The organism is Oleiphilus sp. HI0066, from assembly GCF_001635725.1.
Genome location: NZ_LWFH01000224.1, coordinates 21596 through 47681, shown reverse-complemented (window position 1 = coordinate 47681; position 26086 = coordinate 21596). Strand labels below are relative to the sequence as shown.

Here is a 26086-nt window from a genome sequence, read left to right as displayed (position 1 = left end):
TTGGAGTTACTTTTGGCTTTTTCGCTATCACGACAGTTTCCTAATACTCGTATGCGTCGTTTGCGTGCTCAAGATTCAACCCGACGTTTAGTTGCAGAGAATACTTTGCAAGCTTCTGATCTGATCTATCCGATGTTTGTGATTGAAGGAGAACAACAGCGCGAGGCTGTACCATCCATGCCAGGTGTTGAGCGTGTCAGTATCGATTTTCTGGTCGAAGAAGCCAAAGAGCTAGTTGCTTTAGGCATACCAGCTGTCGCGTTGTTCCCAGTGACGCCTCCATCGGCAAAGTCTGATTGTGCAAAAGAAGCATGGAATGCTGATGGCTTAGCCCAACGGGCTGTCCGTGCTTTGAAAAATGCCACTCCAGAACTTGCGGTCATTACCGACGTTGCTTTAGATCCTTTTACTAGCCATGGCCAAGACGGTTTGATAGACGAGGATGGCTATGTGCTAAATGATCAAACGGTCGAAGCATTAGTGAAACAAGCTTTATCTCATGCAGAAGCTGGTGCGGACATTGTAGCGCCGTCGGACATGATGGATGGTCGTATTTCTGCTGTGCGTGAAGCATTAGAAGAAGCGGGTCATGTAAATACTTCTATTTTGGCTTACTCGGCGAAATATGCATCGGCCTATTATGGACCCTTCCGAGACGCGGTTGGCTCAGCAGCAAATCTTGGTAAAGCGGATAAAAAGTCCTATCAAATGGATCCTGCTAACTTGCAAGAAGCGATTCATGAAGTGGCCTTAGATCTGGAAGAAGGAGCCGATATGGTGATGGTTAAGCCAGGCATGCCGTATTTAGACGTGGTACAAGCCGTTAAAACTGAGTTGCGTGTGCCGACTTTTGTGTATCAGGTGAGCGGCGAATATGCGATGCATATGGCAGCATTTGAAAACGGATGGTTAGATCGCGACAAAATGATTTTGGAATCTTTATTGTGTATCAAACGTGCTGGTGCCGATGCCATTCTGACGTACTTTGCAAAAGACGCTGCTAGATTATTAAACGGTTAGCATGATGATGTTTATGCGGCTCACTCTTCTGTTTGTATTGCTTTTTGCCAAACCAGTTTTGGCTGATGAGAATGCATTAATCTCGTGGAGCGAGCCTGCATACGCTTTAGATTATAGCCGCCTAAACGAGCGTATTTTTGACGACTTCTCTTTACCAATAGAGTCTTTTGTCACTAAGCAATTGTCGTTAGACGAGCCTATTAGGATAGAAGTGTCGGCGCGCCCCTATGCCTATTATGAGCAAAGTGAGCGTCGTGTTTATCTGCCCCTATCTAATCTCTATCGCGTGAATGATGATCTACAAGCGCGCTTTCCACATCAGCCAGAAGTACAGAACACTATTTTTAATACAACCTTACAGTTCTATTTTTTAGTGGAGCTAATTCGTGCGATTTCAGTTGAGCAGTCATTGCGCATTACCGGCTGGGAGGCCGAGCGAGTTGATGCCTTGGCAACCATCATTTTGCTCAACGATGAACGTGTCGGCCAAGACTATTTACTAGATGCTGCAGAAGAGTTTTTGCTAATTGATCGTGCTGTCGCATCAATTGAGGCGCAGCGATTCAAAAATGAGTTTGCGGCGGATGAGTACCGATTAAGCCAAGTGCTTTGCATTATGCAAGCTTATGATGCTCAAGGTATTCGCGTGGCGAGTAGTGATGGCTTATGCCAAGGACAATATGAAGCAGGAATGAACTTTTGGTCGAAAGCGCTAGAGCCTTATCTGCAAGATAAATCGCTTTTGAAGCGCTGGCTGGCTCAACCTCGCGCTTCACAAGAAAGTGGTTCTTAATACCAGATAACGAAAGCTGCAGCTGCGCCAAGACCACACTTTTCATCGTGGTTACTTGTTCGACAAATGTGTTTGCCCGCCGCATAAGTGAGTGCAGCACCGACTAGATACAATTCAAGATCGCGCTCTTTTTGAAATGATGAGCAGCCACTAAACAAAACAGTCATGGCCACAAGACTGGTGATGATCAACTTCTTCATCGAAGAAACATTCCCTTATAAATAAGTTAGCTTTCGAGAGCGCTATCCTACAAACAGGGGTAAAGCACGGCAAGCGTGTAATGAGATGAACGTGACATGGTTGTCAGCGAATGCTGTAAACAATGTTAAAAAGAGCCTAGAAGAGTTCTACGTCGTCGTCACTTGGTGGTTCTGGTTCAGATTTTGTGACGACATTTTTTGTTAATGCTTCTACCGCTGTGATCGAGCTGATTAGACTATGAAAGTGCAATTCTAAGGCATCGCTATTTTGATAGAGCACTTCCATTGAATCAAAGGCTTCACTTGAGAGTTGCAGCAGCTTCGCTTCTTGTTCTTCTGTGAGATCTAAAGTCATCGCGGCGATGTGTAACTCGTCCGATAGATTCTTCATAATATCGCGCGCATACATCTGAGTTTCTGCCGAGACCGATTTGATTAAATCCATAATTGAATTCACTTGGTCATGCTGACTATTAATCAAGTTATTGACGGCGATGGTTCGGGCTTTTGCTTCAGCCAGAGCTGAGCCTTGCAACAGAATGTCGCGTAATCGACCGTACTTTTCTTGATCTTCCCAAGGAGCATTTGTCACAACCATAACAAGATATTCGAGTTTGAAAACTAAAATGCGATTCTTTGAAAGAACACGAATGTCCGTTGTAATCGCTTCATCAAGAATCTTTTTAGCGGCCTCGTGAACAGCGCCCTCTGGGTAATAATGTCGTTCGTTGTTGTCGAGAATTAGGGTATAGGTCGACAACTCCATGCTGTTGCATAGTCGGAACAGAGCGTTTGCCACATCATCGATGCTGCTCGATTCTTGCAACCATTCGACTAATTGCATTAGTAAGCCAATTTCTGATGCTGCCCGCATTGCTGTTAATGCAGTATCAGTGCTTGTTTTTAATTGATCTTGAAGTTCTTGGTTATGTTTTTTTAGCTTCACAAACGACTGAAGCTTATTTTCCACCCGCTTTTTTTCCCAGTTGTGTCCGATATAACTATCCAAAGGCAAGGTGGTTAACATGTTACAGGGCTTCTGCTCTAGTGAATCATCGATAAAGCCCAGCATTGTTGGGGTGTTTTCGGGGAAGCTCTGCTCTAGATGGTCAATGAGAGCGTGGTAGTCAACGTTTTCGACGATATCGAAAAGAATGGCGTGCGGATGATGCGCAATGCCTTTCACAACATCGTCATTTGAGCTTAATGATGCTGTGTCGGTAGGAAGTGTGAGATGCAGTGATCCTTCGAGTTCATTTAACTCGCCGTAGCTCGAGCTATCGCGTCCTGCAGCGTGAAAAAACACGACTTTTTGTGCACCCATCAAAAAACATCTCTACTGACTTAATGTGGAAGCAAGTCTAGTACAAGATTTTGGGAATGCTCAAAATAGAAATTTAGGAAATATTTCCTGTTACTCGAACGCGTTTTGAGCCCTTTATTTGCTCTGTATTGGACACTTTTCGGCGCTCAACTTCTGTGTCTATCCAGTTTTTCAGGGCGATGATTAGACCCATGCCGACGAAGGCTCCCGGAGGCAATATCGCAAACAGGAAGTTACTGTAATCATCGACAAGTGTAATCTCCCAAGCATGCGCCATGTCACCGAAAATGAGGTGCATGTTGCTAAATAATGTTCCTTGGCCAATCACTTCGCGTGCCGCGCCCAAAAGAACCAACACGATGAGAAATCCTAAGCCCATCATAAAGCCATCAACTGCGGCGAAAAGTGGATTGTTCTTACTAGCATAGGCGTCGGCACGTCCTAAAATCGCACAGTTAGTTACGATTAACGGAATGAAAATGCCTAGAATCTGGTACAACTCATAGGTAAAGGCTTGCATGAGTAGCTCCGCGCAAGTTACGAGCGAAGCAATAATCATTACGAAAGCAGGAAGGCGAATAGAGTCGTTCACATAGTTCCGAATCAAAGACACCGCGATATTCGACATCAACAATACCAGCATCGTTGCTAAGCCAAGACCAATCGCATTGACGACGGTTCCTGTTACGGCTAACAGCGGGCACAAACCGAGTAATTGAACGATTGCTGGATTATTAGACCAGAGACCATTCTTACTTAGGGTTTTGATTTCAGTTAAATTCGACATCGTTATTCCTGCCTAATATGGCTTTAAAGACTCAGCTTAGATTTTGGTGCTTGAGATAAAAGCTGATCTTGGTGTGTCTCGAAAAAAGTTAGAGCGTCGTATACCGCCGAAACAATGGCACGTGGAGTGATGGTCGCGCCGGTGAGTTGATCGAATTCGCCACCATCCTTTTTAACATTCCATGCTTCGGTATCTGTGTTTGATAGAGACTTTTCGTTAAAACTTAGAATCCAATCTGACTTGCTCAATTCAATTTTATCGCCAAGCCCTGGTGTTTCTTTGTGAGTAAGCACTCTGACGCCGATTAACTCTCCGTCAATACCTACAGCAATAAGTAACTCAATCGGAGCGGTGTAACCATCGGGCGCAGTCCATGGGAAAATTAAGCTTGTCGTACGCGAATCTTTCTTTGCAAGGAATACTTCTCGTTCGACGCCTTGATAGCTTAGTAAATAGCTATCAGCGAGAAGGTCATTGCTACGCAGAGATTCAGGAACAAGGGCGTATAAGGCCGCTAGACGAGCTTTCTTTTCTTGTTCAGCGATTCGTTCACTCGTATTGGTTTGTACAAGTGCGACTAAGCCAGCCGTTAATATAGCGAATAAGCCGAGACCAATCGCAGCACGCACTGCTGACTGAAAAGTACTTGGCGTTTTGTTTGGCTGATCGTTTTGATCCATATCGCTCATAATTCTTATACCTTCGCCTTAGGGCCGCGTTTTGCTTTGTTATGGCCAAAGGTTCGCGGTTGCGTATAGACATCGATTAGGGGGGCTGCAAAGTTCATCAGTAGCACAGCGAAAGCAATTGCATCAGGGTAAGAGCCCCAGGTTCGAATAATGTAGGTAAATAAGCCAACACCTAGACCAAAAATAAAACGACCGCGTGGTGTTGTTGATGAAGAGACTGGGTCCGTTGCGATAAAGAAAGCACCAAACATCGTCGCACCCGCAAGTAAGTGAATACTTAATGGCACGGCTTGGTCGGGGTTAGACGAAAATAAAATTGCTGGAAGTGCTAAGCCGAGTAATACGCCTGCAGGTGTCTGCCAAGGTATGATTCTTAGTGCCAGAAGACCAAGACCGCCAAGTAAGAAGGCTACATTTACCCATTCCCAACCAAGAACGATTCCCGAACCAAAGATGTCTTGGCTGGTAATCGCTTCATAAGTGCTCGCTTTCACCTCATGCTTATATACGTCTAAGGGTGTCGCGCCAGAGTATCCGTCGGGAGCATTCTCTATTTCCCAAATGCTAGCGAGCGTTTGTTGGACGCTAGGGAAATTTTCTTGAAGTGTGGTCGGGCTTGCCCAGTTGCTCGTCATAGCAAGAGGGAAGGAGATGAGCACGAGCGCATAGCCAGCCATAGCCGGGTTGAACGGGTTGTAGCCCAGACCGCCATAGAGTTGCTTCACAAAGATAATTGAGAAACTTGCGGCAATCACGCTTATCCACCATGGCGCTAATGGTGGTAGCGCTATTCCTAGCAGCACCCCTGTCAGCAAGGCACTGTAATCACTTAAGTAAAAACCGATACGACGTTTGCGTAAGGCTAAAATAGCAGCTTCGCTGAGCACTGCGGTAATACTGCAAAGGAGCACATTATGTAGGTTGCCCCAGCCGAAAAAGTAAGTTTGCGCGATCAAGCCCGGAATACATAACAGGATAACCCAGCGCATGATGCTAGAGGTGCTTTGATTTTGTTTAGTATGTGGTGAGCTTCGAGTAAGTAGTCCCATTTAATTTTCAACCTCTTGGCTCTTCGCTTGTGCTAGTGCGTCTTGCGCGGCTTTTACACGCACTTTGTTTTTATCAACGGCGCGTTGGAATTTTTCGATGTTCTCGGGAGCATTAGCTTTTGCGTCTTCGAGCGTATCGATCATCTTATCGAGTTTGGCCTGCGCTTTTTCTAGATTAGCTTCTAATACCTCAACAGGGACTGTTTCAGTTTTCGGCTCTGGTTTATTCTCTGATGAGGCCGCTTGTGCATCGTTCAATGCTTGCTTCGCTTGTTCTACGCGAGCTTTATTTTTATCAACGGCGCGTTGGAATTTTTCGACATTCTCGGGTGCGTTAGCTTTTGCATCTTCGAGCGTATCGATCATCTTATCGAGTTTCGCCTGCGCTTTATCGACATTGCTTTGCAGCGTTTCAAGGGACACTTCTGAGACCGCTTGTGGTGTTGGCGCGCTAACGGTTTGCGCTTTTTCTAGTGCTTGTTTCGCCTGATTCACGCGTAGTTGATTTTTCTCGACCGCGCGCTGCAGTTTGGCAACATTATCCGGTGCATTGGCCTTGGCATCTTCGAGTGCATCGATCATCTTATCGAGCTTGCTTTGGGCTTTGTCTAAGTTGCCTTGTAATTCTTCAACGGAGACTTGTGCCGAAACGGTTTCTGCTTTGCTCGCGTTTTTGCGCGCTAATGCTGCTTCAATAGCGGCTTTTTTTGGATCAACAGATTCGGCATTGGCTGCCGCTGCTTTTTTCTCGGCTTGTAATTTCGCTGCTGCTTCTGCGCGTGCTTTTCGTTTCGCTTCTTTTTCTTGCGCTTCACGTTCTAAACGTTCTTGGCGTGCTTCAAAACGAATACGGGCTTTTTCTGATTTGTCTGTGTCCAGGCGTTTTGCTTTTATCTCACCTTTTGCGTGTCGGTAGTGCTGAACGAGTGGAATGGAACTAGGACAAACATAGGCACAGGCGCCACATTCGATGCAATCAAATAGATTGTGCTGTTCAGCTTTTTCATACTCGGCAGAACGAGAGAACCAATATAGTTGCTGAGGCAATAACTCTGCTGGGCAGGCTTCTGTACAAAGGCCACAACGGATGCAGGCTTGAGCTTGATCTTCAAATGGCAACTCTTTGGCAGACGGCGCAAGAATACAGTTTGTTGTTTTAACGACCGGCGTATCGAGCTGTTCGATGGTGTAACCCATCATTGGACCGCCAATGATTAAGCGCGCATCGCGACTATCTTGAAACTGAAATTCCTGGAGCAAGTGCGACATCGGTGTACCGATAAGCGATTCAACATTGCATGATTTTTTGAACTGATCACCGGTGAGCGTTGTGATGCGCGAGATCAATGGCTCTCCGTAGCGAACTGCGCGATACACTGCACGAGCCGTTGCGACATTTTGGCATACGACGCCGATATCGGCAGGGATGCCGCCGCTAGGCACTTCTTCACCTGTCAGAATATAGATAAGCTGTTTTTCACCACCAGATGGGTATTTAGTGGGGATGACTGCAAGTTCAATCGTGTATTGGCTGGCACTAGTATGGCCTTGATGTTCGGCAAGTGCTTCTTGAATTGCGGTATAAGCTTCAGCCTTGTTGTCTTCGATCGCTAATACGATATGTTGCGGCTCAAGTAGGCGCGCCATGATCTCTATGCCGCGTAGCATTTCGTCGGCATAGGTGCGCATTAACATGTCATCGGAGGTGATATACGGCTCGCACTCCACACCATTAATGACCAGTGTCTTGAGTTTCTTTTGGTTTGCTGGGTGGAGTTTTACTTCACTTGGAAAGCCAGCTCCGCCCATGCCAGCAACGCCCGCACGACGAATACACTTAAGGACTTTTTCGCGCTCAAGATTTAGATAATCTTCATGTGCTTCTAGTTCGCACCATTGATCTTCGCCGTCGGTATCAATGACAACACATGGAGCGCTTAATCCTGATGGGTGTGCAATGGCTTGATCGCTTATTTCTCGAACCACACCAGAGCTTGGTGCGTGCACACAGGCGCTGATTACACCATCTGCGTCTGCAATTAATTGGCCTTTCAGAACTCGGTCGCCAGCGTTCACAAGGACCTTTGCGGACTTCCCTACGTGTTGTTGAAGCGGAACGATGAGTGTCGAAGGTAGACTCGCTTTTTGTATACCTAGTTGGGTACTTTGTGTCTTGTTTTCTTCAGGGTGTATACCGCCGTGAAAATCATGCAGTGTGCGTGAATTATTATGCGCAATACGAAGCTTTGCCATTATGCTGCACCTTTATCTGTCGTTATGATCGACGACTGCGGTGCTGACCAGTGCCAACCTGCAATGCCATTGTCTACTTCAACCATGTCGATACAGTCGACTGGGCAAGGCTCAATACACAGATCACAGCCTGTGCATTCTGATGCGATGACCGTATGCATGTGCTTGGCTGCGCCTAATATCGCATCGACCGGACACGCCTGAATGCATTTGGTACAGCCAATGCATTCGTCTTCGCGAATGACGGCGACTTGCTTCGCTTTTTCTTCACCATGCTCTGCATCGAGTGGTAAAGGCTCGACATCTAAAAGATCTGCAAGAGCTTGGATCGTTGCTTCACCACCAGGCGGACACTTATTAATGTCTTCACCATTTGAGATGGCTTCAGCATATGGGCGGCATCCTGGGTGACCACATTGTCCACATTGAGTTTGGGGTAGTAGATCATCAATTTGATCAACGATAGGGTTGCCTTCTACACGAAAACGTATCGCTGCAAATCCTAAAATCGCACCAAAGACTACGGCTAAGCTTAATAAAACGATAATTGCGGTTACTGCAATGGACATTAGAACGCCACCAATCCGGTAAAGCCCATAAATGCTAATGACATAAGACCAGCGGTGATCATTCCGATAGCTGAGCCTTTAAATGCATTCGGAATATCAGCGAACGCAAGACGTTCTCGCATCGCCGAAAACAATATCATAACGAGAGAAAAACCAATCGCTGCGCCGAAGCCATACAGAATGGATTCGACAAATCCGTTTTGCTTTTTGATGTTGAGTAAAGCAACGCCAAGTACTGCGCAGTTTGTTGTGATCAACGGAAGGAAAATACCCAGTACGCGGTACAACAAAGGGCTTGTTTTGCGTACAACGAGTTCTGTGAATTGCACGACAACTGCAATAACTAGAATGAAAGAGATCGTCTGCAAATACGCAAGATCGAAAGGTTCTAGTAGATAGGTGTATACGAGATACGCACACACTGAAGACAAAGTAAGCACGAAGGTTGTCGCAAAGGACATCCCCATTGCCGTTTCAAGCTTATTCGATACACCCATGAATGGGCATAAACCGAGGAACTGCACGAGCACAAAGTTGTTGACCAAAATTGTGCTCACTAATATGAGTAGATATTCCGTCATGCTGCTTACTTCTCAGGCGTCTTACATAATTCGCATGCCAGGCTGAGCGCCTTCATGAGGTTCAAGAAGCCAAATGTCTTTGCCACCAGGGCCAGCTGCTAGAACCATACCTTCAGACATACCGAACTTCATTTTTCTTGGTTTGAGGTTGGCAACCATCACCGTATGCTTACCAACGAGATCTTCAGGCGCATAGGCAGACTTGATACCTGAGAACACTTGTTTTTCGGTGAAGCCTAAATCAAGCGTTAGCTTGAGTAGTTTTTTCGCACCATCAACGTGTTCAGCGTTTTTGATAAGGGCTACGCGTAAATCAACTTTGGCGAAGTCATCAAACTCAATTTCGTCTGCAATCGGCTCGGCATTATTTTCTTGTTTGGCCGGCGCATCGTATTTCTTACCTAATTGCGCTTCGGCAGCTGCCGCTTCTTTTGAAGCCTCAAGCATAGAATCGATTTTAGGCATTTCGACACGTGTCATAAGTGGCTTGAACTTCGTAATAGCATGCGCTGTCAGGAGAGTTTCTCGTGCATCCCACGATAATTCTGTATTAAGAAAGGCCTCTGATTTTTCACGCATGACAGGCAAAATTGGGCCAAGATACGTCATTAACTGGCGGAACATGTTGATGCCGTTGGAGCAGATTTCGTGCAGAAGCTCGCTCTGCTCAGGATCTTTTGCAACAACCCATGGTGCCTGTTCATCGATATATTGGTTTGCGATATCTGCAAGCTCCATAATTTTACGTACGGCTTTACCAAACTCTCGGCCTTCATAGAAATCAGCGATTTGATCACCGGCTTCGATGAATTGCTGCAGCAGCTCGTTGTTTGCTTGAGCAGCCAATTGTCCATCGAACTTTTTAGTGATAAATCCTGCGCAACGGCTCGCAATATTGACGACCTTGCCAACCAAATCCGAATTAACTCGCTGAGCAAAATCTTCGAGGTTTAAGTCGAGATCATCGACATTCGACGTTAATTTTGCCGCGAAGTAATAACGTAAGTACTCTGGATCTAGATGTTCAAGATAGGTGCTTGCTTTAATAAATGTCCCACGAGATTTCGACATTTTTTTGCCGTTAACAGTGACAAAACCGTGCGCATGAACGGCAGTAGGCGTTCTATAGTCAGCGCAGCTCAGCATTGCTGGCCAGAACAAAGCATGGAAGTTGATAATGTCTTTACCAATAAAGTGGTATAGCTCTGTGATTGAGTCTTTCTTCCAATATTCGTCAAAATCCAGATCGTCACGACGATCACAGAGATTTTTGAAACTCGCCATGTAACCGATCGGAGCATCTAGCCAAACGTAGAAGTACTTGCCTGGTTGCTCCGGAATTTCAAAACCGAAATATGGCGCATCACGCGAGATATCCCACTCTTGAAGTCCGGCATCTAACCATTCAGAAAGCTTATTTGCGATTTGATCTTGCAGCGTGCCACTGCGTGTCCATTCGCTTAAAAAGTCTTGGAATTCAGGAAGTTTGAAAAAGAAGTGTTCAGAGTCTTTTTCAATTGGTGTAGCACCAGAAATTACAGAAACAGGGTTGATCAACTCCATTGGTGAATAGGTTGCACTGCAGTTCTCGCAGTTATCACCATATTGATCTTCAGCGCCACATTTCGGGCAGGTTCCTTTAACAAAACGGTCTGCTAGGAACAGTTCTTTTTCAGGGTCGTATGCTTGCGTAATGCTACGACGGGCGATCTTTCCGTTTTTGTCTAGTGCGGTGTAGATTGATTCTGCGAGCGTTTGGTTTTCAGGTGAATGCGTTGAATAGTAGTTATCAAAACCGACTGAAAATCCAGCAAAGTCGCGCTGGTGCTCTTGGTTGATGCGATCAATTAGTTGTTCTGGTGTAATGCCTTCTTTTTCGGCGCGTAACATGATGGCAGTGCCATGCGCATCATCGGCACACACATAAGTACATTGTTCTCCGCGGCTCTTTTGAAAACGTACCCAAATATCCGTTTGAATATACTCAAGTAAATGGCCTAAGTGAATCGGGCCGTTCGCATAGGGTAGAGCACTAGTAACAAGAATTTTACGCACTGAATAAGTCTCTCAAACATTCAAAAGGAGGTTGTGATCGCACTGCTAAGCTGCATGAGCCTAGCACAGAAAAATGCGGCGCTATCATACCGATCTAAGCGATACTTTTCATCTTTCTTACGCTTATATGCTTAGATTCGCTTTATAAGCTTGAATTTTTTTTATCTGCCTCGATTTAGTGGAGGGGTGAAGCCAACTTTCAAGTCAGTGCTATGTATAAGGGGATAAGTTATGAGTCAGGTCAACGCTGAAGAATTAAAGGATGCGATTGCGCAATACATCGACCCTTATTTACAACAAAATTTGTATGACATTGGTGCAGTTAAATCGGTTGAGGAGATAGACGGAAAGGTCTCGGTTCGTATAGAACTGCCCTATGCAAGCTTAGGGTTACACGGCGCAGTGCAGCAACTGCTCAGTACTCAGATTGAATATTTAGATGGGGTAGCGAGTGTAGATGTCCAAGTGGGACAACGCGTGCTTGCGCACGAGGCCCAGAATAACTTGCCGAGTTTAAGCAATGTTAAAAACATTATTGCGGTTGCCTCTGGTAAAGGTGGGGTAGGTAAGAGTACTAGTGCTGTGAATCTAGCATTAGCGCTTGCACAGGAAGGTGCTAGTGTTGGCATCTTGGATGCGGACATTTACGGCCCGAGTGTTGGCATGATGTTAGGCATTGCTGAAGATGCACGCCCAGAAACCTACGAAGATAAAATGTTTGTGCCGATCGAAGCGCATGGTATTCAGTCGATGTCCATGGCTTACCTTGTGACAGATAAAACTCCAGTTGTATGGCGAGGACCAATGGTAAGTGGCGCGCTGATGCAATTATTAACGCAAACACGTTGGAACGATTTAGATTACCTGATCATTGATATGCCACCTGGAACGGGTGACATCCAGTTGACCTTGGCGCAAAAAGTACCCGTGACAGGATCGATTGTCGTAACGACGCCTCAAGATATAGCGTTGTTAGATTGTAAAAAAGGAATCGAAATGTTCCGCAAAGTGAACATTCCAGTCTTTGGCGTTATTGAAAATATGAGTATGCATATTTGCAGTGCGTGTGGTCATCATGAACCATTATTTGGTGAAGGTGGTGGTCGACGCATTGCGGAAGCTTATGACACAACTGTGTTGGGTGAAATGCCTCTGCATCAAACCATTCGTGCACATATGGATGCTGGTGCTCCGACAGTGACAGCAGAACCAGATAGTGAAGTCGCTCTGCTATATAAAGACATTGCGCGAAAAGTTGGGGCCGAAATCTCGAAACAAACGCAAGATGCTAAAGGAAACTTCCCCGAAATTATTGTATCGACCGATTAATAGCTACGAACGACACGTGGTGTTTTCAGCCATGTATCTAAAAACTCGGGAATATCATCAACGCCCAAGGGTTTTTCATAAATAAATCCTTGGGCGTAGTCGCAGCCTAATTGAATAAGTACGTCTTCTTGGCGACGAGACTCTACCCCTTCTGCTAATACTTCTATATTCAAGCTTTTAGCAAGCGTCACGATACTTTGCACTAATGCGCGGTCAGAGCTGTGATTGATGATTTCGTGCACGAATAAGCGATCAATTTTGATCTTCGACAAAATATGACTGAACTTTTTGATGTAACCGAGTGATGAGTAGCCTGTCCCAAAGTCATCAATACTGAAGCTGATACCAAGTTTCAGTAGTTCCTCCAAACCTTGTATTACGTTGTCATCGTAATTAAGAACCAGACGTTCGGTTACTTCTAATTCGACCCACTCAAGCCCGCTTTCTTGGGCGAGATCGTTATGAATCCAAGGCATCATCTCACGATGATGGAAGTTCGTTGGGCTGAAGTTTACGGATAAATTGAAGGGTCGATCGAATTTGTCGCGCCAGATTTTGACTTGCTTTGATGCGGTCCTTAATACCCAGCGATCGAGATGGAATATCAATCCAGTTTGTTCAGCAATGGGAATAAAAAGATCGGGTCTCACTTCTCCTAAGTCTTCATCTTCCCAGCGCAATAATGCCTCAAAGCCACTAATCGACATGTCTCTGAGATTAATCAGTGGCTGATAATAAATTTCGAGCTTTTCGTCGCGTAGCGCATTTTGGAGTTTGTTCTTGATCGTGTTTTTGAGCATGACGTCTTGCAACATGCTGGGTTCAAAAAAGGCGAAAGTATTACGTCCTGAGTTTTTGGCGTGATACATCGCGGTATCTGCTTTGCGAATCAATTCTTCTGTTGTTACACCATCATCAGGGAAAAACACTGTACCTAAACTACACCCGAGCTGCAGTTGTGCATTGTTATGCGCAAAGTTTTCACGAAATGAATGAATGATTGATTCCGCAATATCTTCGGCTTCGCGCTTTGTATTGCAGGAGCATGTAGCGATGAATTCATCGCCCCCAAAACGCGCGACGTAGCCATTGTTATTATTGGCAATAAGTTCTTTTAAACGTTTCGCACTTGCTTGAAGAACGCGGTCGCCAACACTGTGGCCTAGACTGTCATTCACTTCTTTGAATCCATCTAAGTCAATAAAGAATAAGGCTAAGCGATTTGCTCCTGTTTGTTTCGAGATTTTTTCCATTTCATTGGTGAGATGTTTTTCGATATGACGTCGATTAGGCAAATGAGTGAGAGCGTCATTACTTGCCTGATATTCCAATTGATTCTCATATGACTCGCGTGCTTGGCGGAATTCAATCGCTTGCTGCTGTGCCTGATTCAATGCCTGAACTAGATCGGTTAATTCATCGTTGATCGGGGAACGATTCAGCTTAATAGGCGTATATTGATTTTGTTTCGTTCGCTCTATATCTCGTGTGGCGGTACTAATTGTGACCAAGTGATCGGTCACAAGTCGACGAACGATGATTTGAAGAAAGCATGCGAATAAGCCGATAAAAATTGCGGCTGCGATGCCTAGCAGTTTAATTCTGTCGACAAACTCGTGGTTTAAATAGGAATTGCTTGTTTGTACTTGAAGGGTGCCTAGGTATTGTTGTTCGTAGTAAAGGACTTGCTCAAGGTCGGCGTCAGTATCTTCAAAATTACCTGAACGTTTTGCAAAACCATTTTCGTCTGTTAATTGAACTCCGGTAATTGCTGGAGATCTAGATAAACCATCAAGAAGTGTTTGAACGCCTTCATCGTCGACATTCCATAAGTTGCGTTCTAATTGCGCTTTGATTGCGCCGACGGCTTCTTTACTGCTACTTTGGCTTTTTTCGGTATGTATTCGGTTTTCGTATTCAATGAGGGTAATGAAGACGGCGAGTGTGAAAATTAAACCGATGGAAATGAAGTACCACGCTAAACGGTCACCTAGCTTTTGAGGGCGTAGTAGTTTGATGCCTTTTTTGTCCATTATATCGCCTTTGGCATGAGCATTGACGTGTCTCGAATACATCCTGTTCCGTATCACTGATTATTGCGCGTTTTTTGAGCAAGTTCCAGTTTTGTGCACGGCGGGAGTCTTTTTTCTCGCATGCTCTCGCTGTATGATTGCTCGCAATTTGAATAGTGGGGAAAACCGATGGCGATTAAGTCTGATAAGTGGATTCGTCGAATGGCTGAGCAAGAGGGCATGATTGAACCTTTTGAGCCGAGACAAGTACGTGAAGGAAATGATGGTCGTATCATTTCTTATGGCACATCTAGCTACGGGTATGATGTACGTTGCTCGAGCGAATTTAAGATCTTTACGAACGTACATTCTGCAACGGTAGATCCGAAGAATTTCGATGAAACGAGCTTTGTTGATATCGATAGTGACGTTTGTATTATCCCTCCGAACTCTTTTGCATTAGCGCGTACCGTGGAATATTTTCGTATTCCAAGAAGCGTGCTGACTGTTTGTCTTGGCAAATCAACGTACGCACGTTGTGGCATTATCGTAAATGTCACGCCTTTGGAGCCAGAATGGGAAGGGCATGTAACGCTTGAGTTTTCGAACACTACGAATTTGCCTGCAAAAATTTATGCAAACGAAGGCGTTGCACAAATGTTGTTCTTTGAGTCGGACGAAGTGTGTGAGACTAGCTATCGTGATCGCGGTGGTAAGTATCAAGGCCAGACTGGGGTGACCTTGCCGAAAACCTAAGTCAAATGAGAGCTTAGATTCAAAAAAGGGAGTGTAATAACGCTCCCTTTTCGTTTCTAAAGTTTGGTATTAAGCAATCGAGTTATGCTTGCTCGAGCGCCTGATCTATATCGGCGATAATATCGTCAATATGTTCTATCCCTACAGAAATTCGTACTAGATCTTCACTCACTCCTGCCGCAGCTAGTTCTTCTGCATCAAGTTGACGGTGAGTCGTTGAAGCTGGATGACAAGCAAGAGATTTCGCATCGCCAATATTTACGAGGCGAAGAATCATCTGCAAGGCATCGATAAATCGTGTACCGGCTTCTTTGCCTCCTTTGATGCCAAAGCTGAGTATGCCTGAGGCGCGTCCGCCACATAAGGTTTTACAGTTTTCATAGTAAGGACTGGTCGGCAAACCTGCATAGTTAACCCAAGTTACTTTGGGATGGCTTGCAAGATGTTCAGCCACACGCTCGGCATTGTTGCAGTGACGTTCCATACGAAGGCCTAAGGTCTCCAAGCCCTGGAGAATCAAGAAGGCATTATGCGGCGATAATGCGGCACCGGTATTACGAAGAGGAACGACGCGACAGCGGCCAATAAAGGCAGCAGGACCCATTACCTCGGTATAGACCACACCATGGTATGACGGATCAGGTTCATTAAATAGAGGGAAGCGCTCTTTGTTTGCCGCCCAATCAAAATTCCCTGAGTCAACAATGGCGCCGCCGATCGCTAGGCCGTGGCCGCCAATGTATTTTGTTAGAGAGTGAACAACGATATCGGCGCCAAGTTTGAAAGGCTGGCAGATGTAAGGTGTTGCAACGGTATTGTCGACGATAACTGGAATGCCATGACGATGCGCTATCTCAGATAGCTTTTTGATATCAACAATGTTGCCGGCGGGATTTCCAATCGATTCACAGAACAGTGCGCGAGTTTTATCATCAATCAAGGATTCCATTTTCTCGAAATCTCGATGGTCACACATTTTTACTTCTATTCCTTGTTGCGGAAAAGTATGAGCAAACAGATTGTAAGTGCCACCATATAATTGACTCGTGCTCACTATGTTATCTCCAGCACGAGTTAAGCATTGAATAGAGTATGTGATGGCCGACATGCCAGATGAAACCGCCAACGCACCGATGCCACCCTCCATTTCCGCGATTCGTTGCTCTAACACGCCTGTGGTTGGGTTCATGATTCGCGTATAGATATTTCCGGGTACTTTCAGGTCAAACAGATCTGCGCCGTGTTGGGTGTTGTCGAAGGTAAATGATGTGGTTTGATAGATCGGTACAGCAGCAGATTTGGTAGTAGCTTCGGATTCGTAGCCATGATGTAATGCTAGTGATTCTAATTTCATTGTTACTCTCTTTATTCTCTTGATGAAGCGATTTTCAACTTCTTTTTATAATGGCTTTTTATGCAGCATTGCAATAGACATGTGCCGCGTATTGGTAAAGTTTTGTTTAGGAACAAACAACTATGAACCCTAAAAAATTAATGAAATCGGTAAAGGCTTTGTCTGGATGGAGAGAGACGGCTTTTCTATTGGCTCTGGTAGAGCGCTCTTTACCAAATATTCGTTTGTTTTTAGAGAGTACTGATCGTCTCGATGTTGATCCTGAATTTTTTCCTAAGGGCTTTTCCTCTTTACTTGATTCGAGTTGGCAGTCTGGAGTCATGGCGCCCAATGATGAAAGTTTGGTCTTGTGCCTTGATACGGTGGCCGCGCACTTTGTCGAAGATGCAGAAACTGCATTCGGAGCCATTCCTTGCAATCTTGGCTTAAGTCTATGGGAGCTCGCGCTTCTCTCTGCTTTGAATCGAGATAAGAAGAGAGCAGAGGAAGGCAGTCAATTATCTATTACGAGCGTGACAGAGTTTCTCGAATTCTCTGAAGGCGAAGGCTTAGATGAAAATGATTTGATTCGTCTTTTTGAGAAGCATGATTTGATGGCGAGAGAGTTTTCTTTTCAGCAGGAGTTATGCGACATACTGCGCAGCGCCGATAAACTTTCAAAAGATCTGATGATACAAATTCGAACTTTGGCTCATGATAACGATGTTAGTAATTTGGGTATTAGTCTGGAAGAGGAATAGCCAGTTATGAAAGCGCCTTTGTTGGCTTTGATTGTTCTCGTCTTTTCTTGCTCTGTTCTGGCGCGAGAGTCTTATGTTGGTTTGAGCTGGGATGTAAAAAAAGATTCTGACAAGTATGCAAGTGCTTACTTGATAGGGGCGGTTCACATGGCAAATAGCAGCTTTTATCCATTCGACAAGAAGATTCTTGATCGTTTTACAAAGTCAGATGTTCTCTTGGTGGAAGCGGATGAAAGTCGCGTTTCAGAGGCTGATATGAATGCATTGATGTCAAAATATGCTCTATATCCAGAAGGCGTGCATTATCGCGATGAACTTTCTGCACCCTTGGTTGAACGTATTGAAATGATGTTTCGTGCTTTGGGTATCAGTGAGCCTGACGCTTTGTTTGGATCATACCGGCCTGGTTTTCTTGGACTGAGCTTAGCCGCTCTCCAAGCTCAGTCGCTCGGCTATGAAGCGAGTTATGGCATTGACCGTTATTTCCTTGATCGAGCGCAGTATAAAAAACCGGTCGAAGAGTTAGAGGGGCTTGCCTTTCAAATGGAATTGCTTGAAAACTTGCCGATAAATGAAGCAGTGTTTGGGCAATCATTACTCGCGATGGCGGACTACCAAGAACAATGGCAAGCGATAGAAGCGGCATGGAAAAACTCGGATGGAGTTGCTCTTTATAACATGGTTATTGCTGAACCAATGCGTGATTTTCCCGAATTGAAACCTTATTTTGAAAAACTGTTTTTTGAGCGAAATCGCACGATGGCCGATAAAATTGTTGCATGTATGCAAACGCGTGTGTGTTTCGTTGTGGTGGGCGCTGGCCACTTAGATGGGCCAGCAGGTGTTGTTGAGTTGTTGCGTGAACGAGGACTATCGCTTACGCAACTTCAGTAGCTCTGGAGCTAGTGCTTTCATTGTGGATGAAGGTCAGGTCGCGACCGTGTTTCTTAGCTTGGTATAGTGCTTTGTCGGCGCGTTCATATAGCTGCCATTTAGTAAGAACATTTGGACTTGCTTGAGCAATACCAAATGAGGCGCTGATTCGAATTTCCTCTCCATTCCATTGAAGACGTAGTTCTTTGATCCTTTTTCTTAAACGTTCTGCTAACTGAAAGGCTTCGTTAGACTGAGAATTACAGACAATAATGCAGACTTCCTCGCCCCCAATGCGTGCGGCAATCTCACCCGTTCGTAAATTATCAAGTATGAGTTTAGAAACTTCTTTAAGAACCATGTCGCCGGCTTGATGACCCCAAGTATCGTTGACACGTTTGAAATGATCTAAGTCTATTTGAATTAAAGACATTGGTGTGTTGTAGCGTTGATAGCGCTCGAACTCTTGATCGAGCCGAGTTTGGAAATAACGTTTGTTATACAAGCCGGTCAGACCATCGCTTAATGCTAGGTCTGTCATTGTTTGTTCACGTTTTCCAATGATGTAACCAAACCCCGCGAAAACGATTGCGCTCATGCATGTAATGTAGCCATACAAAAGAATATCGAACGAGACATTAGAGAAAGGGTTTCGACCTGCTATCCATTGTAAAACAACCCATCCGATTGGGAACATGATTGCTAAGCCGATGCCATAACATGCGCGTAAAGTCGGAAGGGAAAAGTGCCGCATGAGCGTGCTGTTCGCAAATTGAATGGAACGGTTTTGGATTATTGTCATGTTATCGAGCCTCCTTGGCAGGTGCGCTTTATTCTTTTGTGCGCAGATGAATCCTGTATATAGGCGAGATTTTTAGTTCATGCCAATAAATTCTTGCATGAGGGTTTGAGTTTCTATTAAATCTTGAATGCTTGAACAATAAAAAATAAATGATATTTACATGATAAAAAGAGCCTTCCCCTTATTCCTCTTGTTTGTTTCTTCGTTGTTGAGTGCTGAAGAAGCCCATTTAGTGATGGCAACAGGTGGAGTCACCGGAGTGTATTACCCAGCAGGTGGCGCGATTTGTCAGATGCTCAATACGCAAAAGCAGAACAAAGGTGTCCGTTGTTTTGTAGAGAGTTCAGAAGGGTCACTTGAAAATTTAAAGCGCTTACGTAGCGGCGATATTGATCTCGCCATTGTGCAAAGTGATTGGATGATGCACGACTGGAGTGGGGCAGAGGAGTTTAAGTTTTATGGCCCGCATACAGGTTTGAGACATGTGATCAAACTATATGATGAACCTTTTACCATTGTGGCGAGAGCTGACTCAAACATTCGAAAGTTAGAAGATTTGAAGGGTAAGCGCGTTAATATCGGAAGCGAAGGTTCTGGGCAGAGAGCTACGATGGAATGGTTGATGAAATCATTAGCTTGGTGGCACTCTGATTTTTCTGAAGTGCATTTTGTTGGGGCAGATGAGCAAGCCACGGCGCTTTGTCAGGACAAGTTTGATGCGATGGTGTATATCGCTGGCACGCCGAATAGCTCAGTTAAGTCGGCAACTACCGATTGCGATAGCGTATTAGTCCCTGTTCGTTCAAAAAAACTAGATAGAGCGATAGCTCAATCTGAAATTTATGCGCCCGCGGAAATACCTCGGGGGAGTTACCGAGGCATGGACGAAGATGTTAAAACCTTTGGCGTGTCGGCTCACTTAGTAAGTGCTGAGCGCGTTGATGCGGGCTTAGTGCAAGCTTTAGTCACTTCGATTACGCGAGATTTGAACGGCTTCAAACGATTGCATCCGGCTCTTAAGAATGTGGGGCGCGCTCAAATGTTCAGTGATGATGTTGGCTTACCACCGCATCAGGGTGTTAAAGCGATCAAGAAAGAGTTTTTAGAATTAAGCGTTTCGGAATAAAAAACGGGCCATAAGGCCCGTTTTTAGTTTTGCTTTTACTAGCGCGAGAGTAATGAAATATCTGCAGCTTGTAGGAAGAGCTCTCTAAGTTGTTTTAACAGAGCAATTCGATTGTTGCGTACCGCAATGTCATCCGCCATAACCATGACGTCGTCGAAGAAAGCGTCGACGCTCGCCTGAAGCTCGGCCAGTTCTTTCAAGGCCTGTGTATAATCACCGGCTTTGAACAAAGGCTCTACCTTGCTTGTTAATGCACTTACTTGGTCCGCAAGTTGTTTCTCGGCCGCTTCACTCAAGAGTGATGCATTGAGTTCAGACGACGCTTCTGCTTCGTTTTTCGCAAGAATATTCGATACACGCTTGTTGGCAGCGGCAAGTGCCTCAGCTTGAGGTAGCGCGCTGAATGCTGCGACAGCGCGAATACGGTTGTCGAAATCGACTGGTTTTGTCGGCTTACGTGCACTAACCGCTAAGAATACTTCCGCAGAAATGCCTTCGTCATCGAACCAAGCTCTGAATCGATCTAGCAAGTAATCGAGAAGTTGCGTGTCTAGTTCTTTATTTTCGAGCGCGCTGTGCTGTTCTGCAGCCCAAGCGATTAGATCGCGCAGATCTAGATCAAGTCCTTTCTCGACAATGATACGAAGTACGCCGAGTGATGCGCGACGCAGAGCAAACGGATCTTTCGTACCGGTTGGTGGCTGGTTAATACCGAACAAACCAACAAGCGAGTCTAGCTTTTCTGCTAAGGCAAGTGCGCAACCCGTATGTGTGCTTGGCAATTCACCACCAGCTTGTTTTGGCATGTATTGCTCGTTCAGTGCGAGAGCGACCTCTTCTTCTTCGCCATCAAAGAGTGCGTAGTGGTATGCCATCAAACCTTGAAGATCCGTGAACTCGAGTACCATTTCACTAACAAGGTCTGATTTTGCTAGTTCGCCAGCACGTAGTGCATAAGCTTCATTGCTACCAATTGCTTGTGCAATGCGTTGCGCCAACTTGGCAACACGTTCTGTTTTTTCGTATACGGTGCCCAATTTAGTTTGAAAAACGATGTTTTTCAGCGACTCACGTTTCGACTCAAGGCTTGTTTTCTTATCGGTTTCAAAGAAGAACGCAGCATCTGCAAGACGAGGGCGAATAACACGTTCGTTACCTGAGATAACCTGCGCAGGATCTTTACTCTCAATATTTGAGATCGTAATGAAGTGCGGCATGATTTTTTGGTTAGCATCTAATACGTGGAAGTATTTTTGATGCTCAGCCATCGATGAAATCAACGCTTCTGCAGGGACGCTTAAGAAATCGTGATCGAAGTTACCAAGTAAAGGTGTTGGCCACTCATTCAGTGAGTTTACTTCATCTAGTAAATCATCATCGATAATCGCGATACCATTTACTGTGAGTGCTATTTTTTCTACGCCAGATTTGATCAAGGCTTTACGCTCTTCGTAATTAACCATGACCTTGCCTTCAGTTTTGAGCTTACTTTCGTACTCAGACGGCGTATTAATTTGAATTTCACCAGTGCTCATGAAGCGGTGTCCACGACTCATGTTGCCATGCGTGATCCCCATAGTTTCGCCAGACACAACTTCTTCTCCAAGAAGCATGACGACCCATTGTACTGGGCGAACGAATTCTTCTTTCTTTGCTCCCCAACGCATACGCTTTGGAATTGGCAGTTTCGCAAGAGATTGGGCCACAATGTCGCTGATTAAATCTTTTGTTGCTTTGCCTGATTCCGTCGAGCGATAAATCAACCATGTGCCCTTAGGGGTTTCCATCTCTTCTAAGTCACTTGGCTCAATGCCTAGTGATTTTGTGAAGCCAAGTAGAGCTCGGCTTGGCTCGCCAGCGTCGTCAAAAGCGGCTTTCTTTGATGGGCCGCGTTTTTCAATTTCTTTGTCCGCTTGTTGCAGTGCTAGATCTGAAATCTCTAGGGCAAGGCGGCGAGGCGCTGCATAGCTTTTATGATCCTTGTATGAAATGCCAGCTTCATCTAAACCGCTTAAAATGCCTTGGCTGAACGCATCTGAGAGTTTTTTAAGTGCTTTTGGTGGGAGTTCTTCCGTACCAAGTTCAATCAGGAAATCTTTGCTAGACACGATTACTTACTCCCTTTGTCTGCATTGGCGGCTTCGGTTTTTGCGATCACTTCATCACGCAGCTCATCTGACGCGAGAGGGAAACCAAGCTTCATTCTGGTATCGAAATAAGATTGTGCAACGGCGCGTGCAAGACTGCGAACACGAAGGATAAAGCGTTGACGTTCGGTCACAGAAATAGCATGACGTGCATCTAGCATGTTGAACGTGTGTGACGCCTTCAAAACAAGTTCGTATGCTGGAAGTGGAAGGCCTAGTTCAATCAAACGTTGGCTTTCAGACTCATAAGTGTCGAAGTTCTTGAACAAAGATGGAACGTCAGCTTGTTCAAAGTTGTATGTCGACATTTCTACTTCGTTTTGATGGAATACGTCACCGTATGTGACGTCGCCGTCAGGGCCATGTGCCCATACTAAGTCGTATACGCTGTCGACGCCTTGCAAATACATTGCAATACGTTCTAGTCCGTAGGTGATTTCGCCGGTGACTGGATAGCATTCAATGCCGCCAACCTGTTGGAAGTAGGTGAACTGAGTAACTTCCATGCCGTTGAGCCAAACTTCCCAACCAAGACCCCACGCACCTAGTGTTGGTGATTCCCAGTTATCTTCGACAAAGCGAATGTCGTGAACGAGTGTGTCAATCCCCATGGCTTTTAATGACTCAAGATACAACTCTTGAATATTGAGAGGAGATGGCTTCATCACAACTTGGAATTGATAGTAGTGCTGAAGGCGATTTGGGTTTTCGCCATAGCGACCATCAGTTGGACGACGACTTGGTTGAACATAGGCTGCATTCCAAGTTTCAGGGCCAATCGCTCGTAGGAATGTAGCAGGGTGAAATGTGCCTGCGCCGACTTCCATATCGAGGGGCTGAAGAACAACACAGCCCTTACTCGCCCAAAAATTTTGTAAGGCTAAAATTAGCCCCTGAAAGGTTTTTACATCTGGATTGGATTGTTCAGCCACAACTCAAGCACCCGTAGTTAATTCATTATATTTTCGTTGCTTTGACAAAAAAGCGAGAAAAAGGAGCGGCATTATACACTAAGCTATTCGCCGCTCGCTCACTTATTGCTTGATATATTTCAAAATTTCAACCACTTGCTCGGGTGTTTCTGCGACAGCCATCGCGGCACCGTCAACTTCTTTGAGTGGGTGCGTTAATTCTGGGTCATGAATCACAACGATTGGCTTGCCTTTGCCAATAGCAATGCCTGCTTCAAATGCAGCATTCCATTGCTTGTATTTTGGTCCGAAACGTACCACGGTAAGATCAGCCTTTTCGATTGCATTCATTGCGCGCAATGAATTGATCTTTGCTGCTTTATGATCCTTCCAGAAGTTGTTTTCTTCTTCACCAAGAATCCGGACACCAACTTCGTCACTGGCTTCATGATTAGTTACTGGACTTAGTGTCTCGATGTCCAGATTGGCTTCTTTGATGCCATTTTCAATACGCTCACGCCAATCGGTATGAATCTCACCTGAAAGATAAATGCTGTAGCTCATATTAGGTTTATGTCCCTAGAATTTATTGATAAAACTGTATGTAAGGTGAGCGGATTCTAATAAACAGAATTGAGGATGCAAGCATCGCTCATGCTTGGATTCACATATTTATACAATGGAGGTATAGGGTGCCTATCTATGACCATAAGTATGGTGGTTTAGACTATTTTCGAGTTTATCGTTCTTGGGGCGGACAAGAGTTTCAAGAATATGTGCGAATCGGAGAAGATAAAGACGCTGCACGCAAAGAGGCTGAGGCGATCGAAACACGTTTTACGCGGGAATATGAAGTTTATCAGCGAGAGCGTGCTGCACAACCAGAATTTCATGTGAGAGATGATGGCTCAATTCGAGGTCTACGGCGTGTTAGTGTTGAGCGAGGTAGTAGAGCGACAGTTGAGGTCTTGGAGCTCCGTATCAACGTGCCTTGGTTAAAAAGCATCAAGCGAACGACGGTATCAATTAGCACACATGGATTTGAGTCAGCTTTTCAGCAGTCAGTTGAAAAAATATGCGAATGGTATGAATTAGATAAACAAAGCCCCGCTGCGAAAGCGATGCGTACTTGTGATGCTTATTATGCAAATGGTGATGAGATCAGCGCTTTACGTAGTGTTAGCCACAAGGCGCGCCATGAGCTGGACAACATAACGCAAGGTGTGTTCAAAGGTTTACGTAAGCTCGGTATTTCTGGCGCTTAAGAGCGCCAGAAGGCTGGCGTGAATAGAATCAATAGCGTAAAAATTTCTAGACGCCCCATTAGCATTGCTACGCAAAGAACCCATTTCGCAAAAGTCGGTAAATCGCCATAGTGTGCTGCGACATCTCCCAGACCTGGTCCAAGGTTATTGATGCAGGCACCAACTGCCGACCATGCAGTTACTTGATCTAAACCGCTTGCGAGAAGCAGTAACAAAAGCACAACGAATGAGAATACGTACAGGGAGAAGAAACCCCATACGGCTTCGATAACCCGATCAGGTACGGCTTTCTTGCCTACTTTTACAGGAATCACCGCATTAGGGTGAATCAAGCGCTTTATCTCGCGCATGCCCTGTTTGAATATCAGCATCACGCGAATGGCTTTCATGCCCCCGCCAGTTGATCCTGCGCAGCCGCCGATGAAAGCGACAACGAAGAGTAAAAACGGTAATACAAAAGGCCAGTTGGCAAAATCAGCCGTTGAGAAACCCGTTGTAGTGGCAATGGATACCACCTCGAATAAACCTTTTACGAATGATGTGCCAGGGTCGTAGGTGCTAGTGTGGTAGAGCGTCGCAATCGTGATGATGGAAACTAAGAAAATGACACCGGTGTAAAATCTGAATTCTGCATCTTTCCAATAGATGATCGGGCTATTGGAACGAAGCGCCGCAAAATGCAGTGCGAAGTTGATGCCAGAAATGAACATGAAAAAGATCGCAACAAGTTCGATATGTACGTTGTTGTAATAGCCGATACTTAGGTCATGTGTTGAGTAGCCACCAATCGCAATGGTTGAGAAACTGTGGGCAACGGCATCGAATACTTCCATGCCTGCACTCCAATAAGCGAGAGCGCACAACACGGTTAATCCTAGGTAGATATACCATAGCGCTTTTGCTGTTTCGGTAATTCTAGGAGTGAGTTTGCTGTCTTTCACAGGGCCGGGTGCCTCTGCACGGTAGAGCTGCATACCACCGATGCCGAGCATTGGCAGTACAGCGACGGCTAGAACGATCAAACCCATACCGCCAAACCATTGTAACTGTTGGCGATACCATAAGATTGATTTTGGTAGTGAGTCGAGGCCTGTAATAACGGTTGCCCCTGTCGTCGTTAATCCAGAAAGCGACTCAAAATACGCATCTGTGTAGGAGAGATCAGGCATATCAGACAGATATAGTGGGATGGACCCACTAAAGCTAAGAACGACCCAGAACATCACAGTAATTAAGAAACCATCGTGAACACGTAATTCTTTTCTGTGTTGCCGACAGGGTAGCCAGACTAGAAAACCTAAGCCAAGTGTGATGGCAAATGCGTCCAAGAAGGCATGGAGTTGCCCATCGATGTAGTAGAGTGAGACGGCAATGGGGGGCAGCATCGTGACACTGAATAGCATCAACAAAATCCCCAGCATTCGGCCAATAGTTAAAATTTGCATTAGAAG

General features: G+C 45.3%; 24 protein-coding genes. 8 read left to right on the top strand and 16 right to left on the bottom strand.

The features are described from left to right. The first annotated feature begins 12 nt into the window (after positions 1-12). Complete coding sequence (hemB, locus tag A3738_RS03605) at positions 13-1020, top strand: porphobilinogen synthase (RefSeq protein ID WP_197472560.1); 1008 nt, start codon at positions 13-15, stop codon at positions 1018-1020. Between the two features lie 13 nt (positions 1021-1033). Continuing rightward, a complete protein-coding gene (locus tag A3738_RS03600; protein WP_197469163.1) occupies positions 1034-1813 on the top strand; it encodes a DUF4344 domain-containing metallopeptidase in 780 nt (259 codons plus the stop codon). On the opposite strand, the gene A3738_RS03595 is transcribed toward A3738_RS03600, so the two are convergent. The 9 genes from A3738_RS03595 to metG form a co-directional block, all read right to left on the bottom strand. Next, positions 1810-2013 (bottom strand): hypothetical protein, encoded by a 204-nt coding sequence (locus A3738_RS03595; protein ID WP_068482850.1) that lies wholly within the window; start codon positions 2011-2013, stop codon positions 1810-1812. The two genes, A3738_RS03600 and A3738_RS03595, sit on opposite strands and share 4 nt — an antisense overlap. A 136-nt stretch (positions 2014-2149) precedes the next feature. Beyond that, positions 2150-3337: a hypothetical protein gene (locus A3738_RS03590; RefSeq protein ID WP_068503191.1), complete on the bottom strand. Its 1188-nt coding sequence runs from the start codon at positions 3335-3337 to the stop codon at positions 2150-2152. Between the two features lie 73 nt (positions 3338-3410). After that, positions 3411-4124: an electron transport complex subunit E gene (locus A3738_RS03585; RefSeq protein WP_068482853.1), complete on the bottom strand. Its 714-nt coding sequence runs from the start codon at positions 4122-4124 to the stop codon at positions 3411-3413. A gap of 23 nt (positions 4125-4147) precedes the next feature. Beyond that, positions 4148-4813, bottom strand: a complete 666-nt coding sequence (gene rsxG / locus A3738_RS03580; RefSeq protein WP_082878604.1) for an electron transport complex subunit RsxG — start codon at positions 4811-4813, stop codon at positions 4148-4150. A gap of 5 nt (positions 4814-4818) precedes the next feature. Next, complete coding sequence (gene rsxD, locus A3738_RS03575; protein WP_068482856.1) at positions 4819-5862, bottom strand: electron transport complex subunit RsxD; 1044 nt, start codon at positions 5860-5862, stop codon at positions 4819-4821. Further along, positions 5863-8115 carry an electron transport complex subunit RsxC gene (gene rsxC / locus A3738_RS03570; RefSeq protein ID WP_068482859.1) on the bottom strand — a complete coding sequence of 751 codons (2253 nt, stop codon included), beginning with the start codon at positions 8113-8115 and terminating at the stop codon, positions 5863-5865. It abuts the gene before it with no gap. Next, a complete protein-coding gene (rsxB, locus tag A3738_RS03565; RefSeq protein WP_068482863.1) occupies positions 8115-8684 on the bottom strand; it encodes an electron transport complex subunit RsxB in 570 nt (189 codons plus the stop codon). The genes rsxC and rsxB overlap by 1 nt, the downstream gene beginning before the upstream one ends. Beyond that, positions 8684-9265 carry an electron transport complex subunit RsxA gene (gene rsxA, locus A3738_RS03560; protein WP_068476022.1) on the bottom strand — a complete coding sequence of 194 codons (582 nt, stop codon included), beginning with the start codon at positions 9263-9265 and terminating at the stop codon, positions 8684-8686. The genes rsxB and rsxA overlap by 1 nt, the downstream gene beginning before the upstream one ends. 21 nt (positions 9266-9286) lie before the next feature. Further along, a complete protein-coding gene (gene metG, locus A3738_RS03555; RefSeq protein ID WP_068482867.1) occupies positions 9287-11320 on the bottom strand; it encodes a methionine--tRNA ligase in 2034 nt (677 codons plus the stop codon). 231 nt (positions 11321-11551) lie between these two features. Between metG and apbC the strand changes: the two genes are divergently transcribed. Beyond that, complete coding sequence (apbC, locus tag A3738_RS03550; protein WP_068501543.1) at positions 11552-12649, top strand: iron-sulfur cluster carrier protein ApbC; 1098 nt, start codon at positions 11552-11554, stop codon at positions 12647-12649. Here the strand turns inward: apbC and A3738_RS03545 are convergent. After that, the gene (locus A3738_RS03545; RefSeq protein ID WP_068483266.1) at positions 12646-14682 is read right to left on the bottom strand and encodes a bifunctional diguanylate cyclase/phosphodiesterase; all 2037 of its coding nucleotides are present in this window, start codon (positions 14680-14682) and stop codon (positions 12646-12648) included. The two genes, apbC and A3738_RS03545, sit on opposite strands and share 4 nt — an antisense overlap. Positions 14683-14850: 168 nt before the next feature. On the opposite strand from A3738_RS03545, the gene dcd reads away from it, so the two are divergent. Continuing rightward, positions 14851-15417, top strand: a complete 567-nt coding sequence (dcd, locus tag A3738_RS03540) for a dCTP deaminase (protein ID WP_068479760.1) — start codon at positions 14851-14853, stop codon at positions 15415-15417. Between the two features lie 82 nt (positions 15418-15499). On the opposite strand, the gene A3738_RS03535 is transcribed toward dcd, so the two are convergent. Continuing rightward, positions 15500-16771, bottom strand: a complete 1272-nt coding sequence (locus A3738_RS03535) for an O-acetylhomoserine aminocarboxypropyltransferase/cysteine synthase family protein (protein ID WP_068483269.1) — start codon at positions 16769-16771, stop codon at positions 15500-15502. A 122-nt stretch (positions 16772-16893) separates the two neighbouring features. Between A3738_RS03535 and A3738_RS03530 the strand changes: the two genes are divergently transcribed. Both A3738_RS03530 and A3738_RS03525 read left to right on the top strand, forming a co-directional pair. Continuing rightward, the gene (locus tag A3738_RS03530; RefSeq protein WP_068483271.1) at positions 16894-17511 is read left to right on the top strand and encodes a DUF416 family protein; all 618 of its coding nucleotides are present in this window, start codon (positions 16894-16896) and stop codon (positions 17509-17511) included. A 6-nt stretch (positions 17512-17517) separates the two neighbouring features. Beyond that, positions 17518-18405 (top strand): TraB/GumN family protein, encoded by an 888-nt coding sequence (locus tag A3738_RS03525; RefSeq protein ID WP_068483274.1) that lies wholly within the window; start codon positions 17518-17520, stop codon positions 18403-18405. On the opposite strand, the gene A3738_RS03520 is transcribed toward A3738_RS03525, so the two are convergent. Next, positions 18389-19186, bottom strand: coding sequence for a GGDEF domain-containing protein (locus A3738_RS03520; protein ID WP_068483278.1), 798 nt, complete (start codon positions 19184-19186; stop codon positions 18389-18391). The two genes, A3738_RS03525 and A3738_RS03520, sit on opposite strands and share 17 nt — an antisense overlap. A gap of 160 nt (positions 19187-19346) precedes the next feature. On the opposite strand from A3738_RS03520, the gene A3738_RS03515 reads away from it, so the two are divergent. Next, complete coding sequence (locus A3738_RS03515) at positions 19347-20312, top strand: TAXI family TRAP transporter solute-binding subunit (RefSeq protein WP_068483281.1); 966 nt, start codon at positions 19347-19349, stop codon at positions 20310-20312. Between the two features lie 38 nt (positions 20313-20350). Here the strand turns inward: A3738_RS03515 and glyS are convergent, their stop codons facing one another. The 3 genes from glyS to A3738_RS03500 all read right to left on the bottom strand — a co-directional run bounded on the left by glyS (position 20351) and on the right by A3738_RS03500 (position 23934). Further along, positions 20351-22420, bottom strand: coding sequence for a glycine--tRNA ligase subunit beta (glyS, locus tag A3738_RS03510; protein ID WP_068483285.1), 2070 nt, complete (start codon positions 22418-22420; stop codon positions 20351-20353). Positions 22421-22422: 2 nt separating this feature from the next. Further along, complete coding sequence (gene glyQ / locus A3738_RS03505; RefSeq protein ID WP_068475658.1) at positions 22423-23391, bottom strand: glycine--tRNA ligase subunit alpha; 969 nt, start codon at positions 23389-23391, stop codon at positions 22423-22425. 102 nt (positions 23392-23493) lie between these two features. Further along, on the bottom strand, positions 23494-23934 hold the full coding sequence (locus A3738_RS03500) for a YtoQ family protein (protein ID WP_068483288.1): 441 nt from the start codon (positions 23932-23934) through the stop codon (positions 23494-23496). Between the two features lie 128 nt (positions 23935-24062). Here A3738_RS03500 and A3738_RS03495 point away from each other — a divergent pair, with 128 nt between their 5' ends. Beyond that, complete coding sequence (locus A3738_RS03495; RefSeq protein ID WP_068483291.1) at positions 24063-24635, top strand: hypothetical protein; 573 nt, start codon at positions 24063-24065, stop codon at positions 24633-24635. Here A3738_RS03495 and A3738_RS03490 read toward each other — a convergent pair. Next, positions 24632-26080, bottom strand: coding sequence for a TrkH family potassium uptake protein (locus A3738_RS03490; RefSeq protein ID WP_068483295.1), 1449 nt, complete (start codon positions 26078-26080; stop codon positions 24632-24634). The two genes, A3738_RS03495 and A3738_RS03490, sit on opposite strands and share 4 nt — an antisense overlap. Between the last annotated feature and the right edge of the window lie 6 nt (positions 26081-26086).